Source organism: Fischerella muscicola PCC 7414, from assembly GCF_000317205.1.
Taxonomy (GTDB): Bacteria; Cyanobacteriota; Cyanobacteriia; order Cyanobacteriales; family Nostocaceae; genus Fischerella; species Fischerella muscicola.
Window position 1 is genome coordinate 35,510 of record NZ_AJLK01000039.1, and the last position, 24,510, is coordinate 60,019.

Annotated in this window: 18 protein-coding genes; 7 read left to right on the forward strand and 11 right to left on the reverse strand. The window is 42.0% G+C overall.

The genetic code is table 11. From position 1 onward, the window contains the following. The first annotated feature begins 522 nt into the window (after positions 1 to 522). Positions 523 to 1,152 (forward strand): DedA family protein, encoded by a 630-nt coding sequence (locus UYI_RS0105800; RefSeq protein ID WP_016865728.1) that lies wholly within the window; start codon positions 523 to 525, stop codon positions 1,150 to 1,152. 449 nt (positions 1,153 to 1,601) lie between these two features. Here the strand turns inward: UYI_RS0105800 and UYI_RS0105810 are convergent, their stop codons facing one another. Next, positions 1,602 to 2,804 (reverse strand): phosphoglycerate kinase, encoded by a 1,203-nt coding sequence (locus UYI_RS0105810; RefSeq protein WP_016865730.1) that lies wholly within the window; start codon positions 2,802 to 2,804, stop codon positions 1,602 to 1,604. Positions 2,805 to 3,022: 218 nt separating this feature from the next. Here UYI_RS0105810 and UYI_RS0105815 point away from each other — a divergent pair, with 218 nt between their 5' ends. Beyond that, positions 3,023 to 3,433 carry a universal stress protein gene (locus UYI_RS0105815; RefSeq protein ID WP_016865731.1) on the forward strand — a complete coding sequence of 137 codons (411 nt, stop codon included), beginning with the start codon at positions 3,023 to 3,025 and terminating at the stop codon, positions 3,431 to 3,433. Between the two features lie 142 nt (positions 3,434 to 3,575). Here UYI_RS0105815 and UYI_RS0105820 read toward each other — a convergent pair whose 3' ends face one another. The 4 genes from UYI_RS0105820 to UYI_RS0105835 all read right to left on the reverse strand — a co-directional run bounded on the left by UYI_RS0105820 (position 3,576) and on the right by UYI_RS0105835 (position 12,557). Continuing rightward, positions 3,576 to 5,510 (reverse strand): SdrD B-like domain-containing protein, encoded by a 1,935-nt coding sequence (locus tag UYI_RS0105820; protein ID WP_016865732.1) that lies wholly within the window; start codon positions 5,508 to 5,510, stop codon positions 3,576 to 3,578. Positions 5,511 to 5,732: 222 nt separating this feature from the next. Then, positions 5,733 to 7,928 carry an OmpA family protein gene (locus tag UYI_RS0105825; protein WP_016865733.1) on the reverse strand — a complete coding sequence of 732 codons (2,196 nt, stop codon included), beginning with the start codon at positions 7,926 to 7,928 and terminating at the stop codon, positions 5,733 to 5,735. A gap of 64 nt (positions 7,929 to 7,992) precedes the next feature. Next, positions 7,993 to 11,628 carry a hypothetical protein gene (locus tag UYI_RS0105830; protein WP_016865734.1) on the reverse strand — a complete coding sequence of 1,212 codons (3,636 nt, stop codon included), beginning with the start codon at positions 11,626 to 11,628 and terminating at the stop codon, positions 7,993 to 7,995. Continuing rightward, positions 11,625 to 12,557 carry a DUF11 domain-containing protein gene (locus tag UYI_RS0105835; RefSeq protein WP_016865735.1) on the reverse strand — a complete coding sequence of 311 codons (933 nt, stop codon included), beginning with the start codon at positions 12,555 to 12,557 and terminating at the stop codon, positions 11,625 to 11,627. Before UYI_RS0105835 ends, UYI_RS0105830 begins: the two co-directional genes overlap by 4 nt. A gap of 179 nt (positions 12,558 to 12,736) precedes the next feature. Between UYI_RS0105835 and UYI_RS0105840 the strand changes: the two genes are divergently transcribed. Continuing rightward, a complete protein-coding gene (locus UYI_RS0105840) occupies positions 12,737 to 12,952 on the forward strand; it encodes a hypothetical protein (protein WP_016865736.1) in 216 nt (71 codons plus the stop codon). 1,244 nt (positions 12,953 to 14,196) lie between these two features. Here the strand turns inward: UYI_RS0105840 and UYI_RS0105845 are convergent. From UYI_RS0105845 to ndhL, 4 genes are all read right to left on the reverse strand, one after another. Beyond that, on the reverse strand, positions 14,197 to 14,838 hold the full coding sequence (locus UYI_RS0105845; protein ID WP_016865737.1) for a hypothetical protein: 642 nt from the start codon (positions 14,836 to 14,838) through the stop codon (positions 14,197 to 14,199). 369 nt (positions 14,839 to 15,207) lie between these two features. Continuing rightward, complete coding sequence (gene trpA, locus UYI_RS0105850) at positions 15,208 to 16,008, reverse strand: tryptophan synthase subunit alpha (protein WP_016865738.1); 801 nt, start codon at positions 16,006 to 16,008, stop codon at positions 15,208 to 15,210. A 106-nt stretch (positions 16,009 to 16,114) separates the two neighbouring features. Next, a complete protein-coding gene (locus UYI_RS0105855; protein ID WP_016865739.1) occupies positions 16,115 to 16,426 on the reverse strand; it encodes a DUF3007 family protein in 312 nt (103 codons plus the stop codon). Between the two features lie 24 nt (positions 16,427 to 16,450). After that, positions 16,451 to 16,663 carry an NAD(P)H-quinone oxidoreductase subunit L gene (gene ndhL / locus UYI_RS0105860; RefSeq protein WP_026085767.1) on the reverse strand — a complete coding sequence of 71 codons (213 nt, stop codon included), beginning with the start codon at positions 16,661 to 16,663 and terminating at the stop codon, positions 16,451 to 16,453. Positions 16,664 to 18,026: 1,363 nt separating this feature from the next. Between ndhL and UYI_RS0105865 the strand changes: the two genes are divergently transcribed. Continuing rightward, positions 18,027 to 19,334, forward strand: a complete 1,308-nt coding sequence (locus tag UYI_RS0105865; RefSeq protein WP_016865741.1) for a hypothetical protein — start codon at positions 18,027 to 18,029, stop codon at positions 19,332 to 19,334. 111 nt (positions 19,335 to 19,445) lie between these two features. On the opposite strand, the gene UYI_RS0105870 is transcribed toward UYI_RS0105865, so the two are convergent. Next, complete coding sequence (locus UYI_RS0105870) at positions 19,446 to 20,363, reverse strand: lysylphosphatidylglycerol synthase domain-containing protein (RefSeq protein WP_016865742.1); 918 nt, start codon at positions 20,361 to 20,363, stop codon at positions 19,446 to 19,448. Between the two features lie 366 nt (positions 20,364 to 20,729). Here UYI_RS0105870 and UYI_RS0105875 point away from each other — a divergent pair, with 366 nt between their 5' ends. Together UYI_RS0105875 and UYI_RS0105880 are read left to right on the forward strand one after the other, a co-directional pair. Next, complete coding sequence (locus tag UYI_RS0105875; RefSeq protein WP_016865743.1) at positions 20,730 to 21,266, forward strand: DUF6658 family protein; 537 nt, start codon at positions 20,730 to 20,732, stop codon at positions 21,264 to 21,266. A 75-nt stretch (positions 21,267 to 21,341) separates the two neighbouring features. Next, positions 21,342 to 21,914 carry a DUF6658 family protein gene (locus UYI_RS0105880; RefSeq protein WP_016865744.1) on the forward strand — a complete coding sequence of 191 codons (573 nt, stop codon included), beginning with the start codon at positions 21,342 to 21,344 and terminating at the stop codon, positions 21,912 to 21,914. 174 nt (positions 21,915 to 22,088) lie between these two features. On the opposite strand, the gene larC is transcribed toward UYI_RS0105880, so the two are convergent. After that, entirely contained in the window at positions 22,089 to 23,411 is a 1,323-nt protein-coding gene (larC, locus tag UYI_RS0105885; RefSeq protein WP_035138175.1) for a nickel pincer cofactor biosynthesis protein LarC, read from the reverse strand. A gap of 150 nt (positions 23,412 to 23,561) precedes the next feature. On the opposite strand from larC, the gene UYI_RS0105890 reads away from it, so the two are divergent. After that, positions 23,562 to 24,221 (forward strand): L-threonylcarbamoyladenylate synthase, encoded by a 660-nt coding sequence (locus UYI_RS0105890; RefSeq protein ID WP_016865746.1) that lies wholly within the window; start codon positions 23,562 to 23,564, stop codon positions 24,219 to 24,221. Positions 24,222 to 24,510 lie beyond the last annotated feature (289 nt).

Sequence of the window (24,510 nt, forward strand, 5' to 3'; positions counted from 1 at the left end):
GTAGAGACGAATGTTTTCAGTATTCATGCCGTATAATTTGTCTTAACTTTCCCCAATATAGGCATAAGCATCTGAGAATTTCAGTAGTATCCGTATCTTTTACAAAATTTTTATATTTATCCTGCATGTTTATAAATTTTTAATAAAAAATTTTTGCTTGATATCAGTAGGTGTACTGATGTGGTATATAGTTAATCTACAGAAATCATGTCATTACGCGTCAAAACTGATACTAATGTATTTTTAGGTGAAAGGTAAATTTTCCCAAAACTCTCACCTATTCATGAGTTTAAGCAGACTTTTTCAGAAAAACTCGTAGTTATTTTGTAGCATTTATACCCTGTGATTTTGTTAGTATTTAGATATTATCTGTGTCCAAACTGATGAGTTTGATAAAGTTTTGTAAAGTTTTACAGATACTTGACTAATTATCCCTTGATGGTGCATGACTCGATTGACACACCATTAGAAAAAAAGCCAAGATATAGTAAAAGTAAACATTTGTAAAGGCTGCGGTGCTGAATGTCTTTGGAATTTATCTCGCTAGAAAATATCCAAAGGATTGCCCATGAATATGGATACTGGGCAATTTTTTTCGGAATATTGTTAGAGAACTTGGGCATTCCCATTCCTGGTGAAACCGTAACCCTAGTCGGTGGGTTCCTAGCTGGTAGTCATGAATTAAATTACTGGCTAGTTCTAGGCGATGCTGTTACGGGAGCAGTGATTGGTGGTATTTGCGGTTATTGGATTGGTAGAACTGGCGGCTGGCCAATGCTAGTGCGACTTGGCAGCTTGTTTAGATTCTCTGAAGCCCGACTGTTGAGTATAAAGGAGCAGTTTAGTGAAAATGCGGCAAAAGCAGTATTTTTTGGGCGTTTCTTTGCCTTGTTGAGAATTTTTGCCGCACCTATGGCTGGTATAGCTGAAATGCCTTTTGGAAAATTCTGTTTTTATAACATACTAGGGGCAACTGTATGGGCTAGTGTGATGGTGACACTGTCATTTTTTGCTGGCACAGTCGTCTCTTTGGAACAGTTAGTTGCTTGGGTAAGTAAATTCGCGATCGCTGCCTTACTAATTCTTGCAGCTTTTATAATTATTCCCTTGTGGTTAGAGGCTAGACAAGCTAATAACCCAGCAGGAGAGTGATGGGGAGTGTAGGGAGTGTGGGGAGTGAAGATGTTATCCCTTGTCACTTTTTCAGAGGACTTTCCAGCACCTCGAGGTGGTAACGCTCCTGTTAATAACTTTTTGATCACGAGCGCTCGATTTGTTGGTTATCGGACTATCCCTACTGCACAAGGCACTCTCTGCAATCAACTTTATAAGATTTTTTCTCTCCTTGTATGAAACCACCCTGCCCTGAATCTTCCCGAAGCGGGGAAAAAATCTTACTCCCTCCCCGTTTCGCTTAGGGTTGGGGAGGGGTTCTTTTTATTTCTGCAAGAGGTCTACTCTCTCAGTGCAGGACAAACCGCCCAGGAATATGAACCAGAAGCGCATTCATGAGGCGGCTGTGTCGGAACCTACGTCCGACACTTCAGCCTTTCCACCCCTAAAAGGGGATGAGCTTTCTGCTCTCAACGCTGTAATTTGCCTTACGCTTCATCTAAAGCGGCAATTCCAGGTAATACTTTACCTTCTAGTAACTCCAAGCTAGCGCCGCCACCGGTGGAAATGTGGCTCATTTGATCAGCTAAACCGACTTTTTCGACAGCTGCAACGGAGTCACCACCACCAATGATAGTGGTAGCACCTTTTTTACTGAGATCGGCTAAGGTGCGGGCGATCGCTTCTGTACCAACGGCGAATTTGTCAAACTCAAACACACCCATCGGCCCATTCCAAACGACTGTCTTACAGTCAGCCAAAGCGTCTTGGAACAATTTCACAGAGTCAGGGCCAATATCCAAGCCCATCCAACCATCAGGAATGTTCTCAATACTAACGGTTTGAGAATTGGCATCAGCAGCAAAGTTATCAGCTACTACTACATCTGTAGGTAACAAAAAGGTGACGCCTTTTTCTTTGGCTTTAGCTTCCAAAGACTTAGCTAACTCTAGCTTGTCTTCTTCTACCAAAGATTTACCTACACTCAAACCACGGGCTTTGTAGAAAGTGAAAATCATTCCACCGCCGATGATCAGTTTGTCGCATTTTTCCAGCAGTGTTTCAATTACACCAATTTTGCTGGAAACTTTGGAACCACCGATAATTGCGGCTAAAGGACGCTGTGGATTTTCAATCGCGCTTTGGAGGTACTGTAATTCTTTTTCAACCAAATATCCAGCTACAGAAGGACTCAAGAATTGAGTTACGCCTTCAGTGGAAGCATGGGCGCGGTGGGCTGTACCAAAAGCGTCATTTACATATAAATCAGCGTTAGCTGCTAATTTCTTCGCAAATTCGGGATCATTTTTTTCTTCTTCTTTGTAAAAACGAACGTTTTCTAGTAACAGTACTTGCCCGTTTTGTAAAGCCCCGACTTTGGCAGCAACTTCATCACCGATACAGTCATCAGTTTTAACAACTTCTTGCCCCAATAACTCAGAAAGACGTTTAGCAACCGGAGTCAGACGCAATTTTTCATCTACACCCTTGGGACGCCCGAAATGGCTTGCTAGAATCACCTTAGCTCCCTTCTGCACCAAATCCTGGATAGTTGGTAGGGCAGCGCGGATGCGAGTATCATCTGTGATGTTACCTGCATCATCCGTAGGTACGTTAAAATCAACCCGTACAAACGCACGTTTTCCAGACAAGTCAGTTGCAGATAAATTTGCTAAAGTTTTCTTTGACACGTCACAAACCTCCTGATTGCCTTTTTGTTATGTTTTACATTTAGTAGGCCCTTTCTGTGATTGTACAGGAGTACGCGGTGCAAAGAATTGTTAAGTGATTAGTTTGTTGTCAATTATCTGCGGTGACAATACCAAAATGTATGGAGAAATAGCCATTTCCATGCTCTACCAGAAGCAGGAAGCAGAAAATAAATTCTATCAAGCAACGGGTGAATGCAATGTTTAAAAAAGTTCTGTTTCCAATTGATCAAAGTCGGGAAACTCAGGAAGCATTTGATGTAGTGATTGATGTTGTCCAAAAGTATGGCAGCCGCTTGGTGCTTTTGAGTGTGGTGGAAGAACCAAACACAGATGCGCCAAAGGAGGATGTTGTCATGTCTTCACCTGAGACTGTTGCCAAACTGCTAGAAACTGCTAAAACCGCGTTTTCCCAGCAAGGAATTCAAACTGAAACAATTGAAAGACAGGGCAAACCCGCGTTTGTAATTTGTGATGTGGCTGATGAAATAGAAGCAGATTTAATCGTCATGGGATGTCGGGGACTCGGATTAACTGACGAAGGTGCTCATGATAGCGTTACCAACCGTGTGATTAATCTGTCTCCTTGTCCAGTGTTGATTGTTCCGTAATTGGGTATAGGGGAGAAGGGAAGAAGGACAGGGAGGACAAGGAGGATAGGGGAGACAAGAAGGACAAGGAAGAAATTTTTCTCCCCATCACCCCATCCCCCCATCTCCCCATCACCCCACCTCCCCACCTCCCCATCACCCGTTAATCAACCGTGACCCGGAAGCGAATCAAACCAGTCTGTCCACCAAGAATATTAGCTGGCCCAACAACCACTGCACCTTGATTGTTGCTACCACCACAAATATCAGCAAAGTCCTGTAATGGTGCTAAAGGTGATAGAAATTGTCCTTGGTTGTTAATTCCATCCACGGAAAGGCTATTAGAGAGATAGCTTGTCCCTGCTGGAATCAGATCACAGAACCTAGTATTTTGCAGTTGCTGAGTGCCATCAGCAAGAAAATAAACTGTGTACTCGACTTGATCGCCACTGTTTAAGGGTGGCTGAAGACTAATTTGACCAACAGGCGATCGCCCAGCTTGCTGTAATCTGTCGTCATCATTACTATTGGGGTCATTGATAAAAGTGTTGAAGTTGACACCACTAATGGGCTGACCGTTTCTCAAAGCATTGGTAATGCGCTTAACTATCCGCAAATTGGTTTCTCCAGACGATCCAGCCTGACCGGGACGGAAACCAAAATCAATACTGAGATTTTCTGAGTTGGGGTCAGTGATATTAGCCGTTAAAGTCGTGTTGGTTGTAGCTGTGAAGTCACTTGGTTGTGTCACCTCTACAGTATAGTTACCTGGTTGTAAACCAGTAAATAAATAATTACCGTTGTTATCAGTACGAGTTGTGCCAACAACCTCTCCAGTATTATTGCGGAGAGTTAAAGTCACATTAGCTATTCCCGTTTCACCAGTATCAGGAGTGCCGTTGTTATTTCTATCTATGAAAACAAAATCACCAATTGCACCACCAGGCGGTCGGCGTAAGCCAAAATCGACGTTATCTAAGGATTGACCAGAAGTGAGATTGACGTCGATTTGCCTATTCCCGGTAGTCACTTCTGGCAAGTTAAAGGGAGGGTTGACAGTAACTCTATAAGAACCTGCTGGTAAATCGCTGAAGGAATAATTCCCGTTATTATTGGTGGTTGTCGTCTGGGTGATATCATCAGGAGTACCGAACTGTCCATCAGGGCCAGGCTGAGTGAGGGTGACGATGACATTGTCAACTCCTGGTTCGCCTGGGTCTTGTTGACCGTTACCATTGCGATCATTAAAGACAGTATCACCTATAGAACCTCTTGCCGAAGGCGCACAGATAGTTATATCAGCAACACCAATAGTTTCATCTTGTTGAGGTTGTTGGTTTTCGGCGTACGGCAAAGGTCCACTCTCGTAGACAATGCGAATTTGGGTGACAGGTTGAGCAAATGTCGCAAAAACATTACCTAAATTCCGATCATTAGGTGAATTTCCTGGTCCCACACGCGGATCGGCTCCCCGCGCCACATTACTGCTAACTATTTGGTTAACAGAACCAGGTCCGATATTGGTAAGGGTAACTGGTACATTTTGACCTTGATTTGATGCAGTGACAGTAATTTGATCCTGAAAAGGGACTTCATCTGAGCGATCGCGATCCACGTCCAATAATGTCAGGGGAACAGGCAAAGTTACTGGTTGGGCAAAAGTGATAGTGAGCGTTGAAGTGCCTTGCCGATAGTTTACGGTTGAACTTTGTTGTGAAGCATCTATTCCCCAGCGCAAATATGGACTATTAATACCACCGTAGGGTCCAGGAGCAACCCCATAGGGAACATCACCAAGATTTCCGGGGGAATTCTGCGGTGATTGATCTCGGATAAATCCTGCTGGGTTCTCCGTCATCTGAAAATTAGTGCTGACACCCCCAATATCGAAAGTTTGATTAAAATTTGCCGTTTGGAAATTGGTTGTTCCCCAATTGAGAGTTGCTTGTGTTGTACCAGCTGGACAACTTGTTTGTTGTGCTACAACTTTTTGACTGGAAATAATTCCTTGTAGGGGAATTTGGGGAATAGCCAATAGCACTGTTAGCAGCGTACTTCCACAAGGATGAAAGTTTAAATGTTTAAATAGAGCTTTCATTTTCTAGTTCAGTTCCTAAATATTTCATTTGAAAATAGGGGTTAGTTAGTGGTTAGTTGTTGGTGGGTAGAGACGCGAGGAACATCGCGTGTGTACAATAGTTATTAGTGGTTAGTGGTCAAAAGTTATTGGTAAGAGGGAACAGGGAATAGGTAATTTCTCCCTTCCCTAGTCCTCCTTGTCTCCCCACACTTCCCACACTCCCCCTACTTTCCACACTCCTCACCTGGGAGACTCTATTTGCAGGTCTTGTTCTTGTGGTTCCACGATGAGTTCGATGCCTCGCACGTCTTTGTAGATGATTTCTGTACGGCGATCGCGTGCATAATCTACGCGGGTGTTACCTTCTGTTTTGCGTTGGGTTTCACCAAAAGAACGAATCGTCATCCGTTCTGGACTAATACCCTTACGCAGTAGGTAATTTCTCACAGCTAAGGCTCGACGTTTACCCAGTGCCAAGTTATATTCATTGCTGGCGCGGGGGTCGGTGTGTCCCTGTAATTCAACTACGATGAAAGGATATTTTTGCAATACTGCTGCTACCCGATCTAGAACAGCAGCACTTTCTGAACTAATAAAGGATTTATCTAAGGCAAAGTGGACATTATTTGGTGCTTGGATGCGGATGGGTTCTGCTGGTGGCGGTGGTGGCGGTGACGCTGGTGGTTCTGGTGGTGGTGGCGGTACTGGTCGAGAAGTACACTGTGGAGGCTGGGTTGGTTGAGAACTGGGCTTTAGATTCGGTTTTGTGCCAGCAGTGCCAATAATCGCCGCTAGGGCTGGTTCAGAAGTACCATATTGCGGATCGGTAGCGATCGCACTCACCGCATCTCCGGTTTGCAAGTTTTCCACTATAGTGCTAAAATTACCACCTTCATCTACAGATACGGTTGCCAATGGTTCACTTAATGCCCCGTAACCCCGTTGATAATCGCCTAAACGATAAATTGTCACTTGCGAACCGCGATCGGCTTTTCCCTGCAAAGTGACGCTGTTTCCTGTAGGCAGAAACGCCCTTTGTTTAAATTCTGGAGCATTAATAGCTGCATTCCCAGTTTCCAGGCGACGGTTAGGAGAATCCCGGCGTGGATTGGGGCCATCTCCCACCTGAAAGTCGCTCACATCCAGATTTTGCTGGGTATTCAGGTCAATACTCAAACCTTCTAACGCCGCAAATTTATTATTCTGGATAATATTCTTGACGCCTGGTTTTCTTTGACCAACATCATTCCTGGGAAAAGCCGATACCACTACCCCCGGCCCAGTTTGATAGTCAATTTCATTACCAACTACCTGATGATTACTACCCATCAAGTAAACTGCTGCCCGTCGTAATCGTCTGCCATTATAAGTGATTTTGTTATTCTGAATTGCTACGTTGCCTTGAGGTTTAAATAAATACACTCCAGCTCCGTCATTGCCACAAATCAAGTTACCTATAATTTGAGACTGGTTGACCAAACCTTCAAATCTTAAAGCATCAGGCATTCCAGCAATACCGTTAGCAACGAGGATATTTTCTTGTACTACCGTATTTTCACCACGTACTGATGTAATAATTGCACTACCATCATGGTAATAAATCCGGTTACGCCGAATTGTTGCTCCTTGGGAGTTAAAAACGTAAACCCCAAATGCCGAAGTTTGTTCTGGCATTTGTTCATTAGCTGTTAATCCCAGCCAGTTGTTTTCAATCACAACATTCTTGGGCGGCACGTCAGAGGCGCGGAAGGGAAAATCATCGTTGGGCGGTTGCTGACGGCTGGTATCGGGAGGTGGGAAACGGTGAGCAATGACAATATCTCCTGGCGGTGTAGTCAGAGTTACCGGTTTAGGATCAGTGTCAAAAGCCAAATTTCCCAAAATCTGTTTGATCGGTTTACCTGTAAAACCATAAATATTCAAGCCGCGAATTGTCACACCATCAGCAACCACAGTCAACCCGCGCAAAATCTCTTGATTTGCTGCGGGAGTGATTGTCACCACTGGTATTGGAATGGCAATTTCTGCCGTTGCTGAATTGTTCGGATCGTATCCTGGTTGAGTTGAACCATCGATAACTAATCCGGGAGTGGCTAAATCTGGTAGTTGTGTTTGTAACTGGATCGTAGTTGCACCAGCAGGTAAATTAAACTCTATTCGAGATGCGCCTGTAGTTGGTGTAACCTGGGTTTTTTCGGCTTCACTGAGTTTTGCTGTGGGTAAAGTGCCATTGACGATTGCGATCGCTTCGCGCAAAGTCACAGCATTATCAGGGTTAGGATTTCCATCACGATTGCTATTTACCACCACCCGCAATGTAGGAGAGGAAGTAGGGGTTTGAGCAAAGGCAATTTCTGGAGGTAAAAGGTAAACGGTAAAAGGTAAAAGATAAATTATTCCTTTTGCCTTCTTTCTTTTAAATTTCAACTTGGACATTAATCACTCCTATGACACCACGTTTGAAAACAATGAATGATGAATTATGAAGAATGACAAAATTTCATCCTTCATCCTTCTGCCTTCTGCCTTCTGCCTTTTGTTTCAAACGCTGAATTAATTTACTTTGGGATGTCTCTTTGGCAGGTTCTGTTTGTGCCGTTGGGATTTCCGATTCTTGTTGTTGTTTGGGTACTGGTTCTTGTAAACCAAAGCCACCCAAAAGTTCGTTCAACTTCAAGCTGATATTGACATAGAAACCACCTTCAGAACGATAACCAGTAAAGTCGCGGTCATCCACACTGCCAAAGCTGTAACCGAGACCTAAACGTAAATCAGGAGTGACGTAATATCCGGTTTCAACAGCAACACCGAATTCATCGTAGTCAGTGCCGCTATTGGAGTTTTGTCCAATCCATCGTCCCTCAACAGCTAAATCGCTGCGATAACCTAAGCGATAAGATGCCCGTAATTGTGCCAGGTTAACACTACCGTCGTATCTGTCATCGTCGTAGTAGGTGACGCCATTGCGGAAAGCGTATTTACCGTAGAACTCCCAGCGCCAATTGGGGGCGTAGATACCCTCTGCGGAAAAGATATGACCTGTGGCTGTACTACCTGTGAGTTGAGTTTCGGGAATCGAATCAAAGTTTTGTCGCCACTCGTATTTCAGCAACCCGTTGAATTTATCGTTGGTGGGGTCGCGGTATGCTAAACCGATTTTGAGATTGGCTGTATCTCCCAGTTCTTGGAATCTGATGCCGCCGGTGTCGATGCTGTTGACGACGGTGGGAAGGTAGACGTTAGCTTCGCCTGCTTGTTGGAAGCGGACTAAGGCTGTTAAAGCCGGAGAGATTTTTCCGGCGGCGGCGGCGGAAATTACTAGGTTATTGCTTTGATCTCCATCACGATATTCAAACTGGGCGCGGGCTTTGAAATTAGGATTATCGGTGTATTCAAACCCCAAGCTATAGACGGAACCAGAAAACAGTCCTAAACTCGCAGCAGTTTGCCCCACTGCGTAGTATTGCGGATATCTATCTCCGGCTGCTGTAGCATTGAATATATTTTTGAATACGTATTGATAACCCAGGTTGACTTTGAATCCTGGTGCTACTTTCCAGCCGTGAGACACACCAAGAGCGCCTTGTCCCTGCAAGCCACCAAAACCAGAAAGTACGGAATAGCGACCCAGTAGGGAAGTATCATCTGATAGTTTTTGATCAACAATCGTGTCTAAGGTAGTAAGGGAGTTCCCTGGCAGTAATTCACTGTCATCATAAAATTGATGTGCCAGTCGCAATGTCACTCCCTCGGCTGCTTTCCAGTCTAAACCCAAGGTAGTCCGGTTGGGATACAAGGGGTCAGACTCACCTAAATTCAGTTCATTTTGGGCTTGAAAAGTCAAGCTATCTGTTAATGGAAACTTCAAACGAGATACAATCTGACTCGCGTCACCATCTAAGTCATCACCAATACGATCATTGCGAGAACGGTTGACGTATTCCAAGCTGAGATCGCTATTACCCAGTTTTTGCAGAATTCCCGCCCGGAAGGTTCGCAGTTCGTTACTGACTCGTTCTCCAGGACGGTTTTGTGGCTGTGGATCGAATAAGTCAAAGAAGCTAGTAATGGAAGTTGGTGCAGTGCCGTAGTTCTCTTCGACGTCGTAAGCGACTCTAAAGCTAGTCAGGTCACTCAGTCTGGTTAGTAAAGATGCTCCGTAGCGGGTTTGTCCAGGTGTAAAGCTAAAGGTGGCGTTGTTAGAGAAATTCGGCTCGACGGCGCGATAGTAAGCTTGACCGAAAAGATTTTCTGTGATATTACCAAAAGCTTCCAAGCGGTAAGCATTACCACTTGCTTCTTCACCAGTGATCAGGTTGTTGTTGGAGTGGGCAAATTCCCCGACAATCTTTCCTACATTTCCTAAAGAAATTAAGAAGTCTCCACCGAACAGTTCAAAATCTTGGTCGCCTTGGTCTTCCCGGAGATAGCTAACAGCACCGAAAGTTTTGTTTGTGAAATCGTTGGAGAAGTTATATTGCAGTCTTCCACCCAGGAGGCTGGAGTCTTCGCCACCTTCATTTTGGTAGGTGACGACAATGCGGCGAACGAGAGTTGAGCCAAAGGGGTTGAGTTCTGTGGCAAAGACTGGACGGCGAAACAGCAGTGTACCACGGTCATAGTCAATTTCGTAGTCTGCACCACGCAGCATTTGTTTGCGTTCTACTACTGTGCCAGGACGGTTAATTTCTTCGGCTTCGACATAAACGATTTCACTGCCAGGAACTAACAGGCGTTTGGAAAGGAAGTAGTAGCCACCTGTGCCATCAGGAACGATGGTATCTCGCTGGAAGCCTTCGATATTGTTGGCATACAAGCCTGTGATTTGCAGGTTGCCCAGGTTGTAGTTAGCTTTAAAGCCGTGCAGTTGACGGGAGGTAGCTGTATACAGTTGGGAGGCGCGAGCAAATTCGTTGGTGCTGTAGTCGCCCCACATGAAGTAATCTGGTTCTGCTCCCACAATCGAGGGAGTACGTTCTAAACGAGCGTAGAAACTGTCAATCGAAGGGGTGGTGGGGGTAGCGGTGGAACTGTCGCCATAAACGGGATAGGGTTGTTCACAGAACTGCACACCACCAAATAGGCGATTGTTGCCTTCACAGTCTTGATTGATGGCGCGATCGCTATTGAATGCCCCTGTAAATAACCAATCTCCAATTTTTCCTGTGGCAAAGGCAGCACCATAAAAATCTACGGTTGTGCCTTTGTCTATCTCGTCAGGATTGAGAAACTCTTGCAGGCTTCCCCAGTAATTCGTCCCTCCTGGGCCAATCCGCAAGTTCAGTACCCCTGTCACTAAGGAAGGGCGAAGATAGGTGGTGAATTCAACTTGAGTGTAGGCTTCTAGAGGTACTGTTGTGATTTTCTCTATCCAGGAATTATCTGTTTGTTGGGGGAAGGTGGGATTTTTGATGTCATCCAGTTCTGTTGGAACATTGAGTGATTGTTTTTGAATCTTGTCGATCGCAGCCCGGATGCGGACTTGTTGGGGTTTGATATCTGATTGTAAGGTGGCGGTGAATTCCCCATCAATGACACGTACCTGAAACCCCCCTTGGTCTTTGTCTTGGTCTGCGCCAATGAATTTCCCGGCGCTGGTGGTTAAGGTCGCGATCGCATCTTTACGAAGGACTTCACCTTTTTCATCAATAATTCTTCCTTGTAGTTTTATTGTGGAACGTCCATCAGCTTGTACACGTGGATCGCCTACAGGTGTAATTTCCAGCGTGACTTTTGATTGTCCTGGAGTTGCTGGAGTGGGAGTATTGATTGATGAATTATCCGTAGAAGTGGGTTGTTGTTGGAGTGGCGAGTTGGGATTCTGTTGAAATTCAGTTGTCGGATCTTGTTGAAATACCGAGTTAGGATCACCAGAAGATGGGGAATTCTGGGAGATCAACAAAGGGGAAAACGTGGTGACGCGGTCAATAAAAGACACTTCCAATAAAGGTGCGGAGATTTCTTTCCCCGCCTCAGAGGCTCCTCCTGTCTCCCTTGTCTGGTTTGTCTGTTTGTCTCCCTGTCTTCCATCTAACACACTGGCAAAAACTGCGTTGGGAGAAACAAATATTAAGGAAAGACCTAAAAGGTAAAAGAAAAAATTTTGATTTTGGTAAAGCTTTTTTATTTTTTTCATCGTTTCCCCCCTGAGAACGCAGGCGTAACCCCAAAATTGACTCGTGCTAAGCCACTGGGTGCTAATTTGACCAAGCGAGACTGGCTGTTGCTTTCGATAAAGTATTTATTCGGTGCCAGTGCATATCCTGGTAGGCTGGTCAAGTCTAGGGCCGCTGTCCGATAACCAGCAATGACATTAGCTAAGGAAAATAAACCGTTGGCATCGGTAACGATGCGGTTGCCATCATCCATGTAAATCACCGCATTCGGTACGCCTGGTTCGTTCGGTTGTTGTTCACCATCAAAATTTTTATCGACAAATACACGTCCAATTAAGGTGCCACAGTCAGACACAATACCTGGTCGAATTCGTAAGACATAGCTGGCTTGATTACTGGTAAGATTACCTGCTCTAGCTTGGGCTGTGTTTCTACCATCGCCGCGAATTGCATCTGGCGTGACCTCAACGGCATAGTTAACCGTCAAACTTTGATTGGGTTGTAGTCCTTCATTGGAGGAGATGGTTACTGTCCGACTAGAACCAGTTGTTGCACTCAAGGATACCGATCTATCTCCTATGGAACCTTTGAGTGACTTGGAGATAAAGCGCACTCCCAAGGGTAGCCTGTCTGTAATTGCTAGCTGGTTAGTTGGGGAGTTACCAGTATTACGAATAGTGAGAGTGTAGATGACTGTGTCACCCGGTTCTGCAGCTGCTCTATCTGCTGTTTTGATGATTTCCAATGCTGCTTGACTGGCACTGAAAGTCACTTCGTTGGAGTTAACAACCCTGCCGCCATTAGGAAGATTATCCGCGCTACCACGGGCAGTATTTGTGATAACGTTCGCTTGAGAAAAGGCTGGTAAAATACCGTAAGTAAAAATACTGAAAATGTAAAATGGACAAAAGAGGCTCCAATGCCTCAACCATGAAATTTTAGAAGTCATTGGAAGGCATTAATTAATAACAGCAGTTTTTCCTTGATTTAAGGTTTTTAATAAAAAACCTGTGATTGTGGTGATTTTCAAATAATCTCAACTAAATTTATTAAACAATGCAGGTATAACACCCTTGTGGGATTATTCAGTGAAAACCACAAATATTCTCAAGCTAAAGAAGCTTGCCAATGGCTAGTAGTCTGCTAGAGCAACCAAGCCTGAGTCTGAATATTCTTCGTGTCAGCGCGTCACCCCGTCAACCTAGACCCGTCAATTTTGGCTTGGTTGAGTACTGGAATTTCTTCTGTTGTTGGTTTGCCCCACAAATCCTGCGAGTAGGACAAAAATACAACAGACTGAATTTTTATTTGATTATGAAGCAATTGCAATTTCACCGCCCTTGAGTAAGATTATTTTTTTGTGATGGGAGTCTAATTATCCCAGATTTGTGACTGTAAATGACGCACATGTTTTCATGACATGACAAATACTGCCTGCAAACTTGTATTGTCATGAGATAGCACCACTGATAACCTTACTCTGCTTAAAGAACACAGAAAATTACCATCGTTGCGGCGAATATATTTCAACAACGAAGGAAAGACAACCGTTAGCTCTATCCGATGAAGCACAGAGCTATTTAATATTCGTCTTTACAGCACTGAACTCTTGCAAAGTCACAACTAGGGAAAACATTCTTTGAATAACTTGCAAGTAGGGAGAACATGAATTAGATGATTGAGGAATTCCGCTATCAACCTAATTGATGTTCACACAAAATAATAAATCGCTAACTCGGTTCTGAAGTTAATACGTTCTGATGCAGAATCTAAGAAACCACAGCCCCATGTACCAAGTCGAATCTCATTTTTGAGATAACGCTTCAGTAATATTACCCATAAATTAACTATAAGCAATCAGGGTTATAAAAATTTATTCAGTATTTTTTCTTATCTTTACAAAAGGAGTCTTATACGTATCCGAATATTCCCTGAATAAATATAATAACAGTCAAATAACATACTGATATTTTCTATGAGTTTGATATGAAATACAGACTATAAATATCTGCTAAAAACTTGATATATGTTCATTTATGGAAAAAGATAAAATTGGTACTATAGCTTTTTAAATACTAAAGTAATCAAATTAGTAGTGTATTAGTTTACAATTATTATATTGAGCAAGAAAATATATATTACCTGCTTTTTATTTTAAGTAAAGTAAAAAAATATAATAATAAAGTATTAAGGTACTGAATTAGCCCTAATTAATTAGGGCAGACAATTACAAAACTGTCCACTCATATATACAAACACTTTTCTGTATTTCTCTAATCAGAGAAATAATTTTTGCAAAAAATCATGCTTCTTGACGAGCAAAAATAATTAATAATCAGTTAGATGTTCTTGCAAAATAATTGCAAGAAAAAATATCCATATCAGTTATTTTATGATAAAGCATAATTCACGATCACAGGCTTGCTCTATAGATTTCAAAGCCTATCTATCATGAACTTAACTAAGAGTTATGATTATGCCATCAAAGATACTATTAGCACAACAAGAATACGTGTGCCTAATCAAGCGGCTTGTAGGAAGCTTTTCTCCAAGCGGATATTTTTTGTCCTTCTAGACGATTGATTCATTTAATAGGTATCGTCGTATTCTGGCATATCAACTCGTCTAGCTTCAGTACGGGGTGGTAGGAACTCAGTTCGACGTACAGGAGCTAAGGGTGGTGTGGGGCCATTGTAGGGATGAATCACCTGAACGGTACGAGGACGTTGTTTCGGAGAGAATAAAGACAATACTCCAGCTACAACAATACCACCACCAATGGTGAGAGACATGCCTCCCACAGCCCACACTATGGGTGAAGACCACCAGCGATTTTGAGATTGTTGTTGCTGCTGCAACTGTGCTGCATTTTGGCTTTGTAATTGCTGTTGGTAAGAAAAAGCAGCTTGTTGAGCATTTTGGGCTTGAGCCTGAATTTGCTGTATTTGGACTTTAAGTTGTTCGTTTTCCCGCTTGAGTATGTCATTTTCCATCTTTACTCGCTCGATAGCGACACGCTCATCAGTATTGGGGCTTACGGGTGGGGGTTGGGGGACTGGTGGGTAACTAGTAGGAGGATAGTATTGTGGTTGTGGTTGCGGCACTAAATTTGATATCTGAGGAATAGCAATATTTGGTTGTTGCAGAGATGTTCCTGTCCCCTTGAGTAAAAGGATCGCCGCTAGCCCAGCAACGGCAACTCCGCCAATAAATGCCATACTTTCACTCATCGCTTTTACCCCTATACAGCGACCTAACTACAGTTTTTTGCAATTTCGACACTCTCACACTCATAAATTTACATTAATGAACTTGACTTTACACCCGATACTAAACTACTGAATGATACTCTATTTTTTCACGCTGCATATCTGCTTTATATATTCAAGACTATATTTGTTAAATTGTCTACCAAGCTTAGGTAAAAAACTTGGTAAGTAGAGGACAGGATAAACAAGCAGAATTAAGAAGGAAGAAAGGAAAATTTGCTCTCGGATAGAGTTTTCATGGTTTATGCTCAAGGTTTAAGTATGCCTATATACTTATTACATTTTTTAACTCATTTCTCAGTAATAATTCTATTCTGTCTTGAGGCTGATTTATGAACTAGCGATCGCTTGCTTGAGGCTTTGACAAAAGGAGGCTATTTTCTCTAATCCCTCTTGGGGTGTACCTTCAGCGAGTCGCTTCACAAACGCACTGCCAACAATAGCCGCATCTGCACCCCAGTCTTTAACTTGTCGGGCTTGTTCTGGTTGGGAAATACCAAAACCTACACCAATGGGTTTGTCAGTCACACTACGAATTTGCTTGAGCAAATCTGACACTCGCGATTCCATTTGCTCACGCATTCCCGTTACACCTGTGACACTAACCAAATAAATAAATCCTTGGGAAGCGCGGGCAATTGCTTCTATGCGCTCAGCAGAACTGGTGGGAGCGACCAATAAAATTACATCAATGCCGATTTTTGCCGCTGGTTCGAGTAAATTTGCAGCTTCTTCTAGGGGTAAATCTGGCACAACTAAACCAGCGACACCAGCAGCAGCTATTTCTTGGAGAAACTTTTCTATGCCCCGGTTGAGAATAGGGTTGTAGTAGTTGAAGAGAATTATAGGCGATCGTAAACTGGGAGTAGTTGCTTTGAGCATTTCTAGGACTTGCTCTAAGGTTGTTCCCCTTTCTAAGGCACGGGTAGCAGCAGCTTGAATCACTGGGCCATCCGCCAGAGGGTCGGAGTAGGGAACACCCAACTCAATTATGTCAGCACCACTGCGATCCAGAGTTTGTAAAGCTGTGGCAGTTGTTTCGATATCTGGATCGCCAGCAGTGATAAATGGAATTAAAGCACACTCACGATTACGTTTGAGGTTTTCAAAGCAGAGGGAAATAGCAGTCATTGGTCATTTAGTAATTGTTGTTTGTTGTTTGTTGTTGGTTGTTTGTTGTCCGGAGCAACCAACAAACAACTATCAACCACCAACACACAATAGACAAATGACAATTTTACACCTGTGAACCCTTTTGTTGTTCGATATCGGCTTGAATTTTTGCTAGTTCTTCGGGAGAAAGTTCTTCTAACCGCTTTTGAAAATAAGCCTCTTCGTACTGCTCCCGCTGTTGATGGTAGGTCATTTTGTGGTTAACTGCCCGAAAAAGATAAGTCAGTAACCAGCCAATTAACCCACCGACTAGCAAGACTTGGCTCCAGATACCTGCTTCTAAATTATCTAGACCAGCCAGTCGCAGAACTAGATATGCCAAGCCACCTGTAAGAAAAACGCCAAAACCAATTCCGAGAGCGTCCAGACGTCGCATGAGTATTATGACCTACCAACTTATTTACGCTTCAATTTGCCGCCGTTTTGGTCGTAAATTTACGAACGGCGATAGAACCAACAAACCCGGAAAGAAGAAGAACACTAGAAAATACATAAATGCGCGTTCCAGGGAACTAGCTACATACCAACGCTTATTCAGGTAAAACAGCACAGCCACTGGTATGACTAACAAATAAGCTCCCGCCAAAACTAGATATAGCAGCGGTACGATAATTCCTTCTTCAATCATAGGTTTCCTCTTTCAGCAGAAATGACCAAAGGGTGTATCTGCTTTCCATCATAGTACCCCCTTACACCCCTTCTTCTTAGGTCAGTTTCACTTTTCCAAGAAATTTTTTATGGTTACTAGTTGGCAAATTACAAATTTGATGCTCAAATAGATCGAGAAACAATTGAATACTCTATAATCAACAAAAGCAAATCCCAAATTTACTTGGGGGTGTGGCGGAATGGTAGACGCTACGGACTTAAGTAATTGAGCCTTAAAGAAGAAACTCTTTAAGTGAATGCTCTCAAATTCAGGGAAACCTAAATCTGGCAACAGACATGGCAATCCTGAGCCAAGCCAAATTTGTCATTTGTCATTAGTCATTGGTCAATTGTTAAGTAACAAAGAACAAATGATGAATAACAAAAGACTTGTTCGGAAGGTGCAGAGACCCGACGGGAGCTACCCTAACGTTAAGTCGAGGGTAAAGGGAGAGTCCAATTCTCAAAGCCTAAAATTAAGTTAGTCTTATGGGCAGTGGCGAAAGCTACGGGAGAATGAAAATCCGTTGACCGTAAAAGGTCGTGAGGGTTCAAGTCCCTCCACCCCCACTAATTAAAAGTTAAAGTTGTGATGGTGTGTAGCTAACTATTAGCTACTGGCATCATCTATTAAGCATGGCTAGTGGTCTGTCCCAAATTACTACTTGCTACGCCTTTGCATAATATCGTAGTGTTTTTAAACGCAGAGGAACGCTGAGTAAACGCACAGAGAAGTTTGTAGACGCGCCTTCTTCGGCTTCAAGGTAAGAGTAGCGTCCTGGAGGGAACCTCAAAGCTTCAGTGGGGGCGCAGAGTCTTTTTACAGAGGTTCGTTATTAAGTAAATTTATCAATTTTATATAAAGAAAACTTTGAATTATTAAAGAGTAGATTGATACTCTTGTGTAGCAGAATGAAGCGCATAAAAATATAAGTAATATCAAGTTCGGCTAATTGCTTACAATATTATGCTTCGCTGTTGGGCATTGGGCATTGGGCATCGGGCATGGGAAAATCATCAGTATCTTAATTACCAATTACCAATTACCAGCCCACGCGACAGTAAGTAGGTCGGTGTTGAAAATTATCGTTATGACAAGGCAGGAGGCAGAGGGCACAAGGGGTTCCCCACAAATTCGCTCTCCGAATCGCGAATTTGTGGGGGCCCCGCAGAAGGCAGAAGGGAAGAGCTTTTTGGACAACTTTACTTTCCGTTACATACTTCTCTTCGAGAAGCCGCTGCGCGTCTACGGTTTTTTTGCGCCGTTCTACTTATAAGTATTCAAGCGAACATGATATAAGCTATATCTTTATTTTTGAGAATAATAAATGACTGCTCATAGTTTACGAAATATTCATGTTAATCCACATATTTTTAAATCTGATGTAAAACAACTAGATGTACAGACTGTGCAAGAAAAAATTTATAGTTTTTTTGTAGAGGTTGTTAATAAATATGCTCCAGAAGATGTTTTACTAGAATTTAAAAGTATATTTTTGGATTGCCTGGGTTTGAAAAGATTAGATTTAACACCAGGAATGTATGATGTGTTTATTAATAATGAACAGGATTTCCGCAATACTCTGAAGCGTTGTTGTTATATTCTAGTTAATAATTGGGAAAGTAATAGAAAACATAAATATACTCAAGCGTTAATTGAGTTAATTGCTAATTACAAACCAACTGCAATTTATCACAAAGATACGAAATTAACGATTTTCCAAACTTGGTTGGATAACTTTATTCATAGTCAAGACTTTCAAGAACTCAATTTATTTGCATATAAAAATGAAAATAAAACCGATGGTCATTGGGTGAATCGCTATACTTCCTATCTTTTGGCTGCCCAAGTTGTAGATAAAAATAACCCAGAAGAACAAAAAGAAGCAGCTAAAAAAGTTTCTAAGCAGCTAAAGGATAAGTTTAAGTTTGAACTTGCAATGTATGTTGCTCGTTCTCAGTCAAATGCTTCTAGCCAGACACGTTATAGAAATCCTAGTGTGTTAGGAGATGATATTTTACGTTTAATCAAGGCGATTATTGTTAAGAAAGGTGTATTTAGCTATGACAATATTGCTAATATTTTTATCAAGCAAACTCAAAATCAAATTTTTAAAGACTTTAAAGAAAGTCTGTTAAAGTATCTAATTTTCTCTGTACAGCAACCAAAGTTTGTAGACACTTTGCAGCAACAGCTATCAGAAAAGCTTGTTACTTGGAAACCAGAATATGATGATGTAATTATCAACAAATATTTGTTGTTGAGAATTTGTAATCGGATGATTGATTTTTTAACAACAGAGAGTACCGTTAAACCTTCACCTTTATTTGTTTTATTGCTTTCTCAGGGACACCCTCTGACGTTAGTAATTGTCTTATTGAAAATAATTTTAATTTGCAAACATTCCCGTAGTCATTTGGAATCTCGCATTGCTCATTTGATTCGTTATTACGATCAATATTCAGAAGCAGAATGCCAATGGTTCATTAACTTTATTGAAATTTTCAATATCACATTTGCAATTTATGCTGAGAATGTTGAATATAACTTAATTAAGGTCGAAGAAGCTGAGAAAGCCCACGAAGTCGAATTTGATCCGAATGCTTATCGTGTGTTTTCTCAATTGAAACGTTGATTGTTGATTATTGATTGTTGGTTGTTAGTGGTTAGTAGTTGGTTGTTGGTTGGTGGTTGTTTTCTGGTTTATCGCTTGTCTTCCTTGTCTTCCCGATCCCCGATCCCCAATTTATCTAAACAGGCGTTCGTCAAGCCAAGCTAAGCCTGCACCGAGGGTTTCAGCGAGAATACTGACTAGGCGATACACACCTGTTGCACTAATGACTACTGCGGCAGGAAAATAGTTTTGTAAAAGTGCGATCGCAGTTGCTTCAAACACACCTAAGCCACCAGGCGCACCAGGAACGACAAGCCCAAGTAACCAAGCAAAACTAAAAGCAGTAAATAATAATGGAATTTGAGTTGAATTCACAGGACTCAATGCATAAAAAATCAAAATAAACCCTATACCGCGCAGTCCCAAAAACCCTATTTCTCCTAATAAAGGTTGGAGAGGGTAGTGTTCCATAGTGAAACTCACGTCTGACGTTGTTGTGCAATCAGACTTTTTAGTTTTTAAGCGGTGTAGCAAGCGAATTAATAGATTTAAAAACCGGGGATGAAGCACACAAAGTACTACAAACAAACCCAGTATTTGCCCTATATGCACAGCTAAATTAGTATTTGTTTTAACAAATAGACTGCCTAATAAGGCAACAATTAAAGCTGCTGCTGCCATCAATAAAGGTTCTAGCAATACGCTAAGAGTGGCTGCACTAGTAGAAACATTCGCATTTTTTGCTGCCATAATTCGCCCATAGTAATGCCAAACATTACCAGGCAAATACTTACCAATGTTGGTTTGCAGGTAAATCTGGATAAATTGCACAGATGGTACAGGTTGATTTAAATTTCGGAGAATCCAAGTCCAAATCCAGCCAGCCCAAGTGTGTCCTAGTAAAGTTACACCAGTTGCGATCGCTATAATTGCCCATCCTGCTGCATCAATGCGAATAGCAGCAATTCCTTGCCAGTTATCCTTTAGGGCTTTTGCTAAAAAAAACAGCGTTCCACCCAAAATTAACCAGCGTAAAATTTTTTTGATCATTAGCGGAGATTTAACTTTTCGGCTAGCCTTTGGTTAAACAACTCAAATAATACAGTAGGGACAGAGTATTTGGGTAACAATTGTTTAACTTGATGGAAATAATTAAATATAATATCGTACCTCCTTGCCTTCTTATTTATTCCTTCTTTTTGATTTCTTCTACTTATATCCGTCTTAAGTTAGATAAAAAAAACGCAAAATTAATAACAATAATGTGACTTACGCTAGAGGAAAAACCTCCTTTTAAATACGTATTCTTAGAAATCGATTGTTGTACTAAACAAAAATCAACTCCAACAATAAAAGGAACTGAGCCTAACATTTTCTCAGAGTATATTAATTGTTTGACGTTGAAAGGAGGAATTGGTGAACAGATTAATTACATTTGTAAAAAAACTACGTCTGCGCCAAGTTTTAACTGTATTTTTGGCAGGATTATTGTTAATAGTTAATACTGCTTGTAGTAGTAAGTATGCTCAAGGCGCCCAGCCATATAATCCACCTGTACAAGCTGGCGGAGCAAACAATCCTTACAAGGCTGGTGGGGACAATTACACAAATTTAAAAATGTCCAAAACTGGACGCGATCAAGCTAGTGTACAGCTAAATTCCCAACTGTTGCTGGCTGATGCAGATAAAGAATCTGAACTGCTTTATCCTGGTGCTGAAACTCCTGTGGGTCGAGCCTATAAAGAGGGAGAATTACCAATTAAATCTGAAAAAGATTTTCGACCCGATGCTGGTAATTTAATTCAGAACGAACCAAGTGTAACTCAAAGAGCTAAAGACAGAATTGAAACTGTAAAAGAGGCTGTTGAAGAAGCTTCTGGCTTTTTGAAAGAAAAAGCAAGTGAAGCTGCTAGCAGACCAGAATTGCAAAAAAATCCAGCAGTGGGCAAATAGGATTCATTTGTACATTGTAAGCAACCAGATTATTAGCGACTGAAAAATTCAAGATTACAAAAGAGGAGTTTCACCATGAATCAAGTAATTTCTTTTTTCAAACGAATTCGTTTGTCTCAGGTTTTAACAGCTTTTGTAGCAAGCGTTTTGCTATTTTTTACACAAGCTTGTAATGCTGCATCAGCTACAGCACCTAAGTCTCTTTCGCAACCATCTGTAGGGCCTAATTCTGAAACCTACGTTCCTAAAGGTGATAACATTCTTAACCCTGTTGAAGGTGGGATGAATAACTTTAGTGATAGAGATCCCAGAGCAACAAGTGATGCAAAAGCCAGAGCTCAATTCCTAAAAGAAAACGCTGCTCAAGAAAAAGCTGAAAAATCAACCAATAACCCAGCAGAAGCTATTCGTCGTGTAGGTTCAGACATTGGAGATGTTAGTAAGAATGTGCAGCAAAAAGCTGAAGATGTAGGCAATAAAGCTCAAGGTACTGCTGAAGACTTTGCCAAGGGAACCAAGCAAGGACTCAAAAACATCAAAGGTAATGTTGAGAATGCTGGCGATTACGCCAAAGATACTGCTCAGCGCACAGCTGGTGCTAGCAATCCCATCGATGCGGCAAACAAAGCTTTTAGAGACGCTGATTAATTAGTGTAAGTCTCGTACTTTTTACCTGTTAGCCTGCTGACGCAGGCTAAGTTTTTTATAGATATAGCGAACACAGATGCACACAGATGTACACAGATGGATCATCGGTTTGCTGTTAAGTTGATCTCTGATCAAGGATCGCTATTTTCAAGACAAATGTTAAGATAGCCAAAGCTATTTATTGATTTCACCTTTCTGCTCCTTGTATACAACTTCTGCAATCAGTCTATGATTTTGTACATACCAATTCTGGAGTGCGATTCGGTGAATTTCTCGCCAAGGAATATTATTTTTTCTCGCTAATTCTGCACAATCTTCGTATTCTGGCTGGACGTTATTTATAACTTTATTGTTTACGTTTCCCATCCATGCTACTTTGACACGCACTACACCATATTTTGTTTCTATTTGTTGCGTTTCTCGCTGTAAGATAGCGCGTTGCTGCTGAAAACGGCGAATACCTAAAGTTGTTGTTTCACGGAATAAAACATTTTCACAATTAAATAGATTTTCTGGAGGACAAATGACTGTGAGCAAGATTCCCGGACGGGACTTTTTCATGCCTATGGACTGGGTAAAGACATCTACTGCACCCGCAGCAAATAATGCTTCAAATAAATAACCGATCGCTTGCGGACTTAAATCATCTATTTGGGTTTCTAGTACTGATATAGTTTCTAAATTTGGACTAGTGGCAAATGAGCGATCGCTAATTCCGACATCAGTAATCCGAAAATCTGTAGCTTCCCCCAACCATAGGCGTAATATATTGGGAATTGGTAAGTTGAGATTACCTGCTCCTAGTCCGACTTGTTTAACTCTCATGGGAGGTGGTGAACCAAACTCTTTGGCAAGTGTAGTGGCGATCGCAGCACCTGTTGGTGTCACCAATTCCCGTTCAATGCCGTTGCTGTAAACAGGACAGCTACGCATTTCCCACAACTTCAACACTGCTGGTACTGGTACTGCCATTTGTCCATGGGCAGCCCGCACTGTCCCGCCGCCAGTGGGAAATGCTGAACAGTAAAGTAAGGGTAATCCTGTTTCGTCACTGTCAATACCCAACCAATCCAACCCCAAGCAAGTACCAACAATATCTACAATGGCATCAACTGCACCTACTTCATGAAAGTGAACTTTTTGGGGGGCGATGCCATGCACTGCACCTTCGGCAACTGCTAACTGGCGAAATACCGCCAAACTCCAAGCTTCTGCCCTTGGGGGTAACTTCGCTTGCAGAATCATCTGTTCTATTTCACCCAAGTGACGGTGGTGATGGTGATCATGATGGTTGGACAATAAATCGACATGAACTTTGGTCGCTTGCTGACCATGACGCTGGACAAGCTCAGCCCATAATTTATATTCCTGTACAATACCTAAGTGATTAAGTTTGTCTATTAAGTATTCCAAGGGAACACCCAGACTTACCAATGTTCCCAAACACATATCACCGGAAATTCCCGATGGACATTGAAGATAAGCAAATTTAGTCATATATCTTTGTTGGTGGTTGGTTGTTGGTGGTTGTACCAGACGTGCCATGACACGTCTGTACAGTGGTTAGTAGTTGGTTGGTTGGAACTAACAACTAACAACTAACACCTAACATCTCACAACTAATAACTATCAACAAATAACAAATCTATGGCAAAATTTTTCTCAGTTCATCCTGATAATCCCCAGCCCCGTCGAATAGAGGAGATAAAGACGGCACTGTCTGATGGTGCGGTGATGCTTTACCCTACTGATACAGTTTATGCGATCGGTTGTGATTTAAATGCGAAGTCGGCGGTAGAACGAGTACGGAAAATCAAACAGCTAGCAAATGACAAACCATTAACGTTTTTGTGTTCATCGCTTTCCAATGTGGCGACTTATGCAAATGTCAGCGACACTGCTTACCGAATTATGAAGCACCTGATTCCGGGACCATATACGTTTTTACTACCTGCTACAAAATTAGTTCCGCGTTTGGTGCAAAATCCAAAACGAAAAACGACTGGAATTAGAGTGCCAAATCATAAGATGTGCTTGGAACTGTTGTCAGCCTTAGGAAATCCGATTATTTCGACCTCAGCACATTTGCCACCAGATGAGACAAATAATGGAACTTTGGGAGTGGAAGAAGAACAAATTTTATCGCGAGTAGAATTATTTGACCGTTTGGAGGGATTGGTCGATGTTATTGTAGACACTGGCGAAGAACCAAACTATGAAGTGTCTACAATTTTGGATTTAACTGGAGAGGAACCAATGATGATCAGGCAGGGTTTAGGTTGGGAAAGAGCGACAGCATGGGTATAAGAAATTTACTTCACAAGCTATTGATTTGATTTCGGAAACTGTAAAGAAAAAAACACCAGTTTGATGATTGTCATACAGACAAAGCAAAGCGCTCTTATGACCATGATGGGGATAAATCTTTGTGTATTAAGGGTTTTGACTATTTTGGGGTGGTCAAGAATACCCAGGTGTCAACCATTGTTAAGTTGCGTGTAGAAAAACCGACACATTTTCTTACCTGGAACTTGCGGATATTTCTTACATTCTTAAATGTGAGCAGGGCTTGCGGTGGCAATTAAGCCATAAAAGC

Excerpts from the sequence above, each read along its gene's own strand:
- UYI_RS0105815 (WP_016865731.1), top strand. The coding sequence starts at position 3,023 with ATGTTTAAAAAAGTTCTGTTTCCAATTGATCAAAGTCGGGAAACTCAG.
- UYI_RS0105835 (WP_016865735.1), bottom strand. The coding sequence starts at position 12,557 with ATGACTTCTAAAATTTCATGGTTGAGGCATTGGAGCCTCTTTTGTCCA.
- larC (WP_035138175.1), bottom strand. The coding sequence starts at position 23,411 with ATGACTAAATTTGCTTATCTTCAATGTCCATCGGGAATTTCCGGTGAT.
- trpA (WP_016865738.1), bottom strand. The coding sequence starts at position 16,008 with ATGACTGCTATTTCCCTCTGCTTTGAAAACCTCAAACGTAATCGTGAG.
- UYI_RS0105865 (WP_016865741.1), top strand. The coding sequence starts at position 18,027 with ATGACTGCTCATAGTTTACGAAATATTCATGTTAATCCACATATTTTT.
- UYI_RS0105845 (WP_016865737.1), bottom strand. The coding sequence starts at position 14,838 with ATGAGTGAAAGTATGGCATTTATTGGCGGAGTTGCCGTTGCTGGGCTA.
- UYI_RS0105890 (WP_016865746.1), top strand. The coding sequence starts at position 23,562 with ATGGCAAAATTTTTCTCAGTTCATCCTGATAATCCCCAGCCCCGTCGA.
- UYI_RS0105825 (WP_016865733.1), bottom strand. The coding sequence starts at position 7,928 with ATGTCCAAGTTGAAATTTAAAAGAAAGAAGGCAAAAGGAATAATTTAT.
- UYI_RS0105840 (WP_016865736.1), top strand. The coding sequence starts at position 12,737 with ATGGCTAGTAGTCTGCTAGAGCAACCAAGCCTGAGTCTGAATATTCTT.
- UYI_RS0105870 (WP_016865742.1), bottom strand. The coding sequence starts at position 20,363 with ATGATCAAAAAAATTTTACGCTGGTTAATTTTGGGTGGAACGCTGTTT.
- UYI_RS0105880 (WP_016865744.1), top strand. The coding sequence starts at position 21,342 with ATGAATCAAGTAATTTCTTTTTTCAAACGAATTCGTTTGTCTCAGGTT.
- UYI_RS0105855 (WP_016865739.1), bottom strand. The coding sequence starts at position 16,426 with ATGCGACGTCTGGACGCTCTCGGAATTGGTTTTGGCGTTTTTCTTACA.
- UYI_RS0105800 (WP_016865728.1), top strand. The coding sequence starts at position 523 with ATGTCTTTGGAATTTATCTCGCTAGAAAATATCCAAAGGATTGCCCAT.
- UYI_RS0105820 (WP_016865732.1), bottom strand. The coding sequence starts at position 5,510 with ATGAAAGCTCTATTTAAACATTTAAACTTTCATCCTTGTGGAAGTACG.
- UYI_RS0105830 (WP_016865734.1), bottom strand. The coding sequence starts at position 11,628 with ATGAAAAAAATAAAAAAGCTTTACCAAAATCAAAATTTTTTCTTTTAC.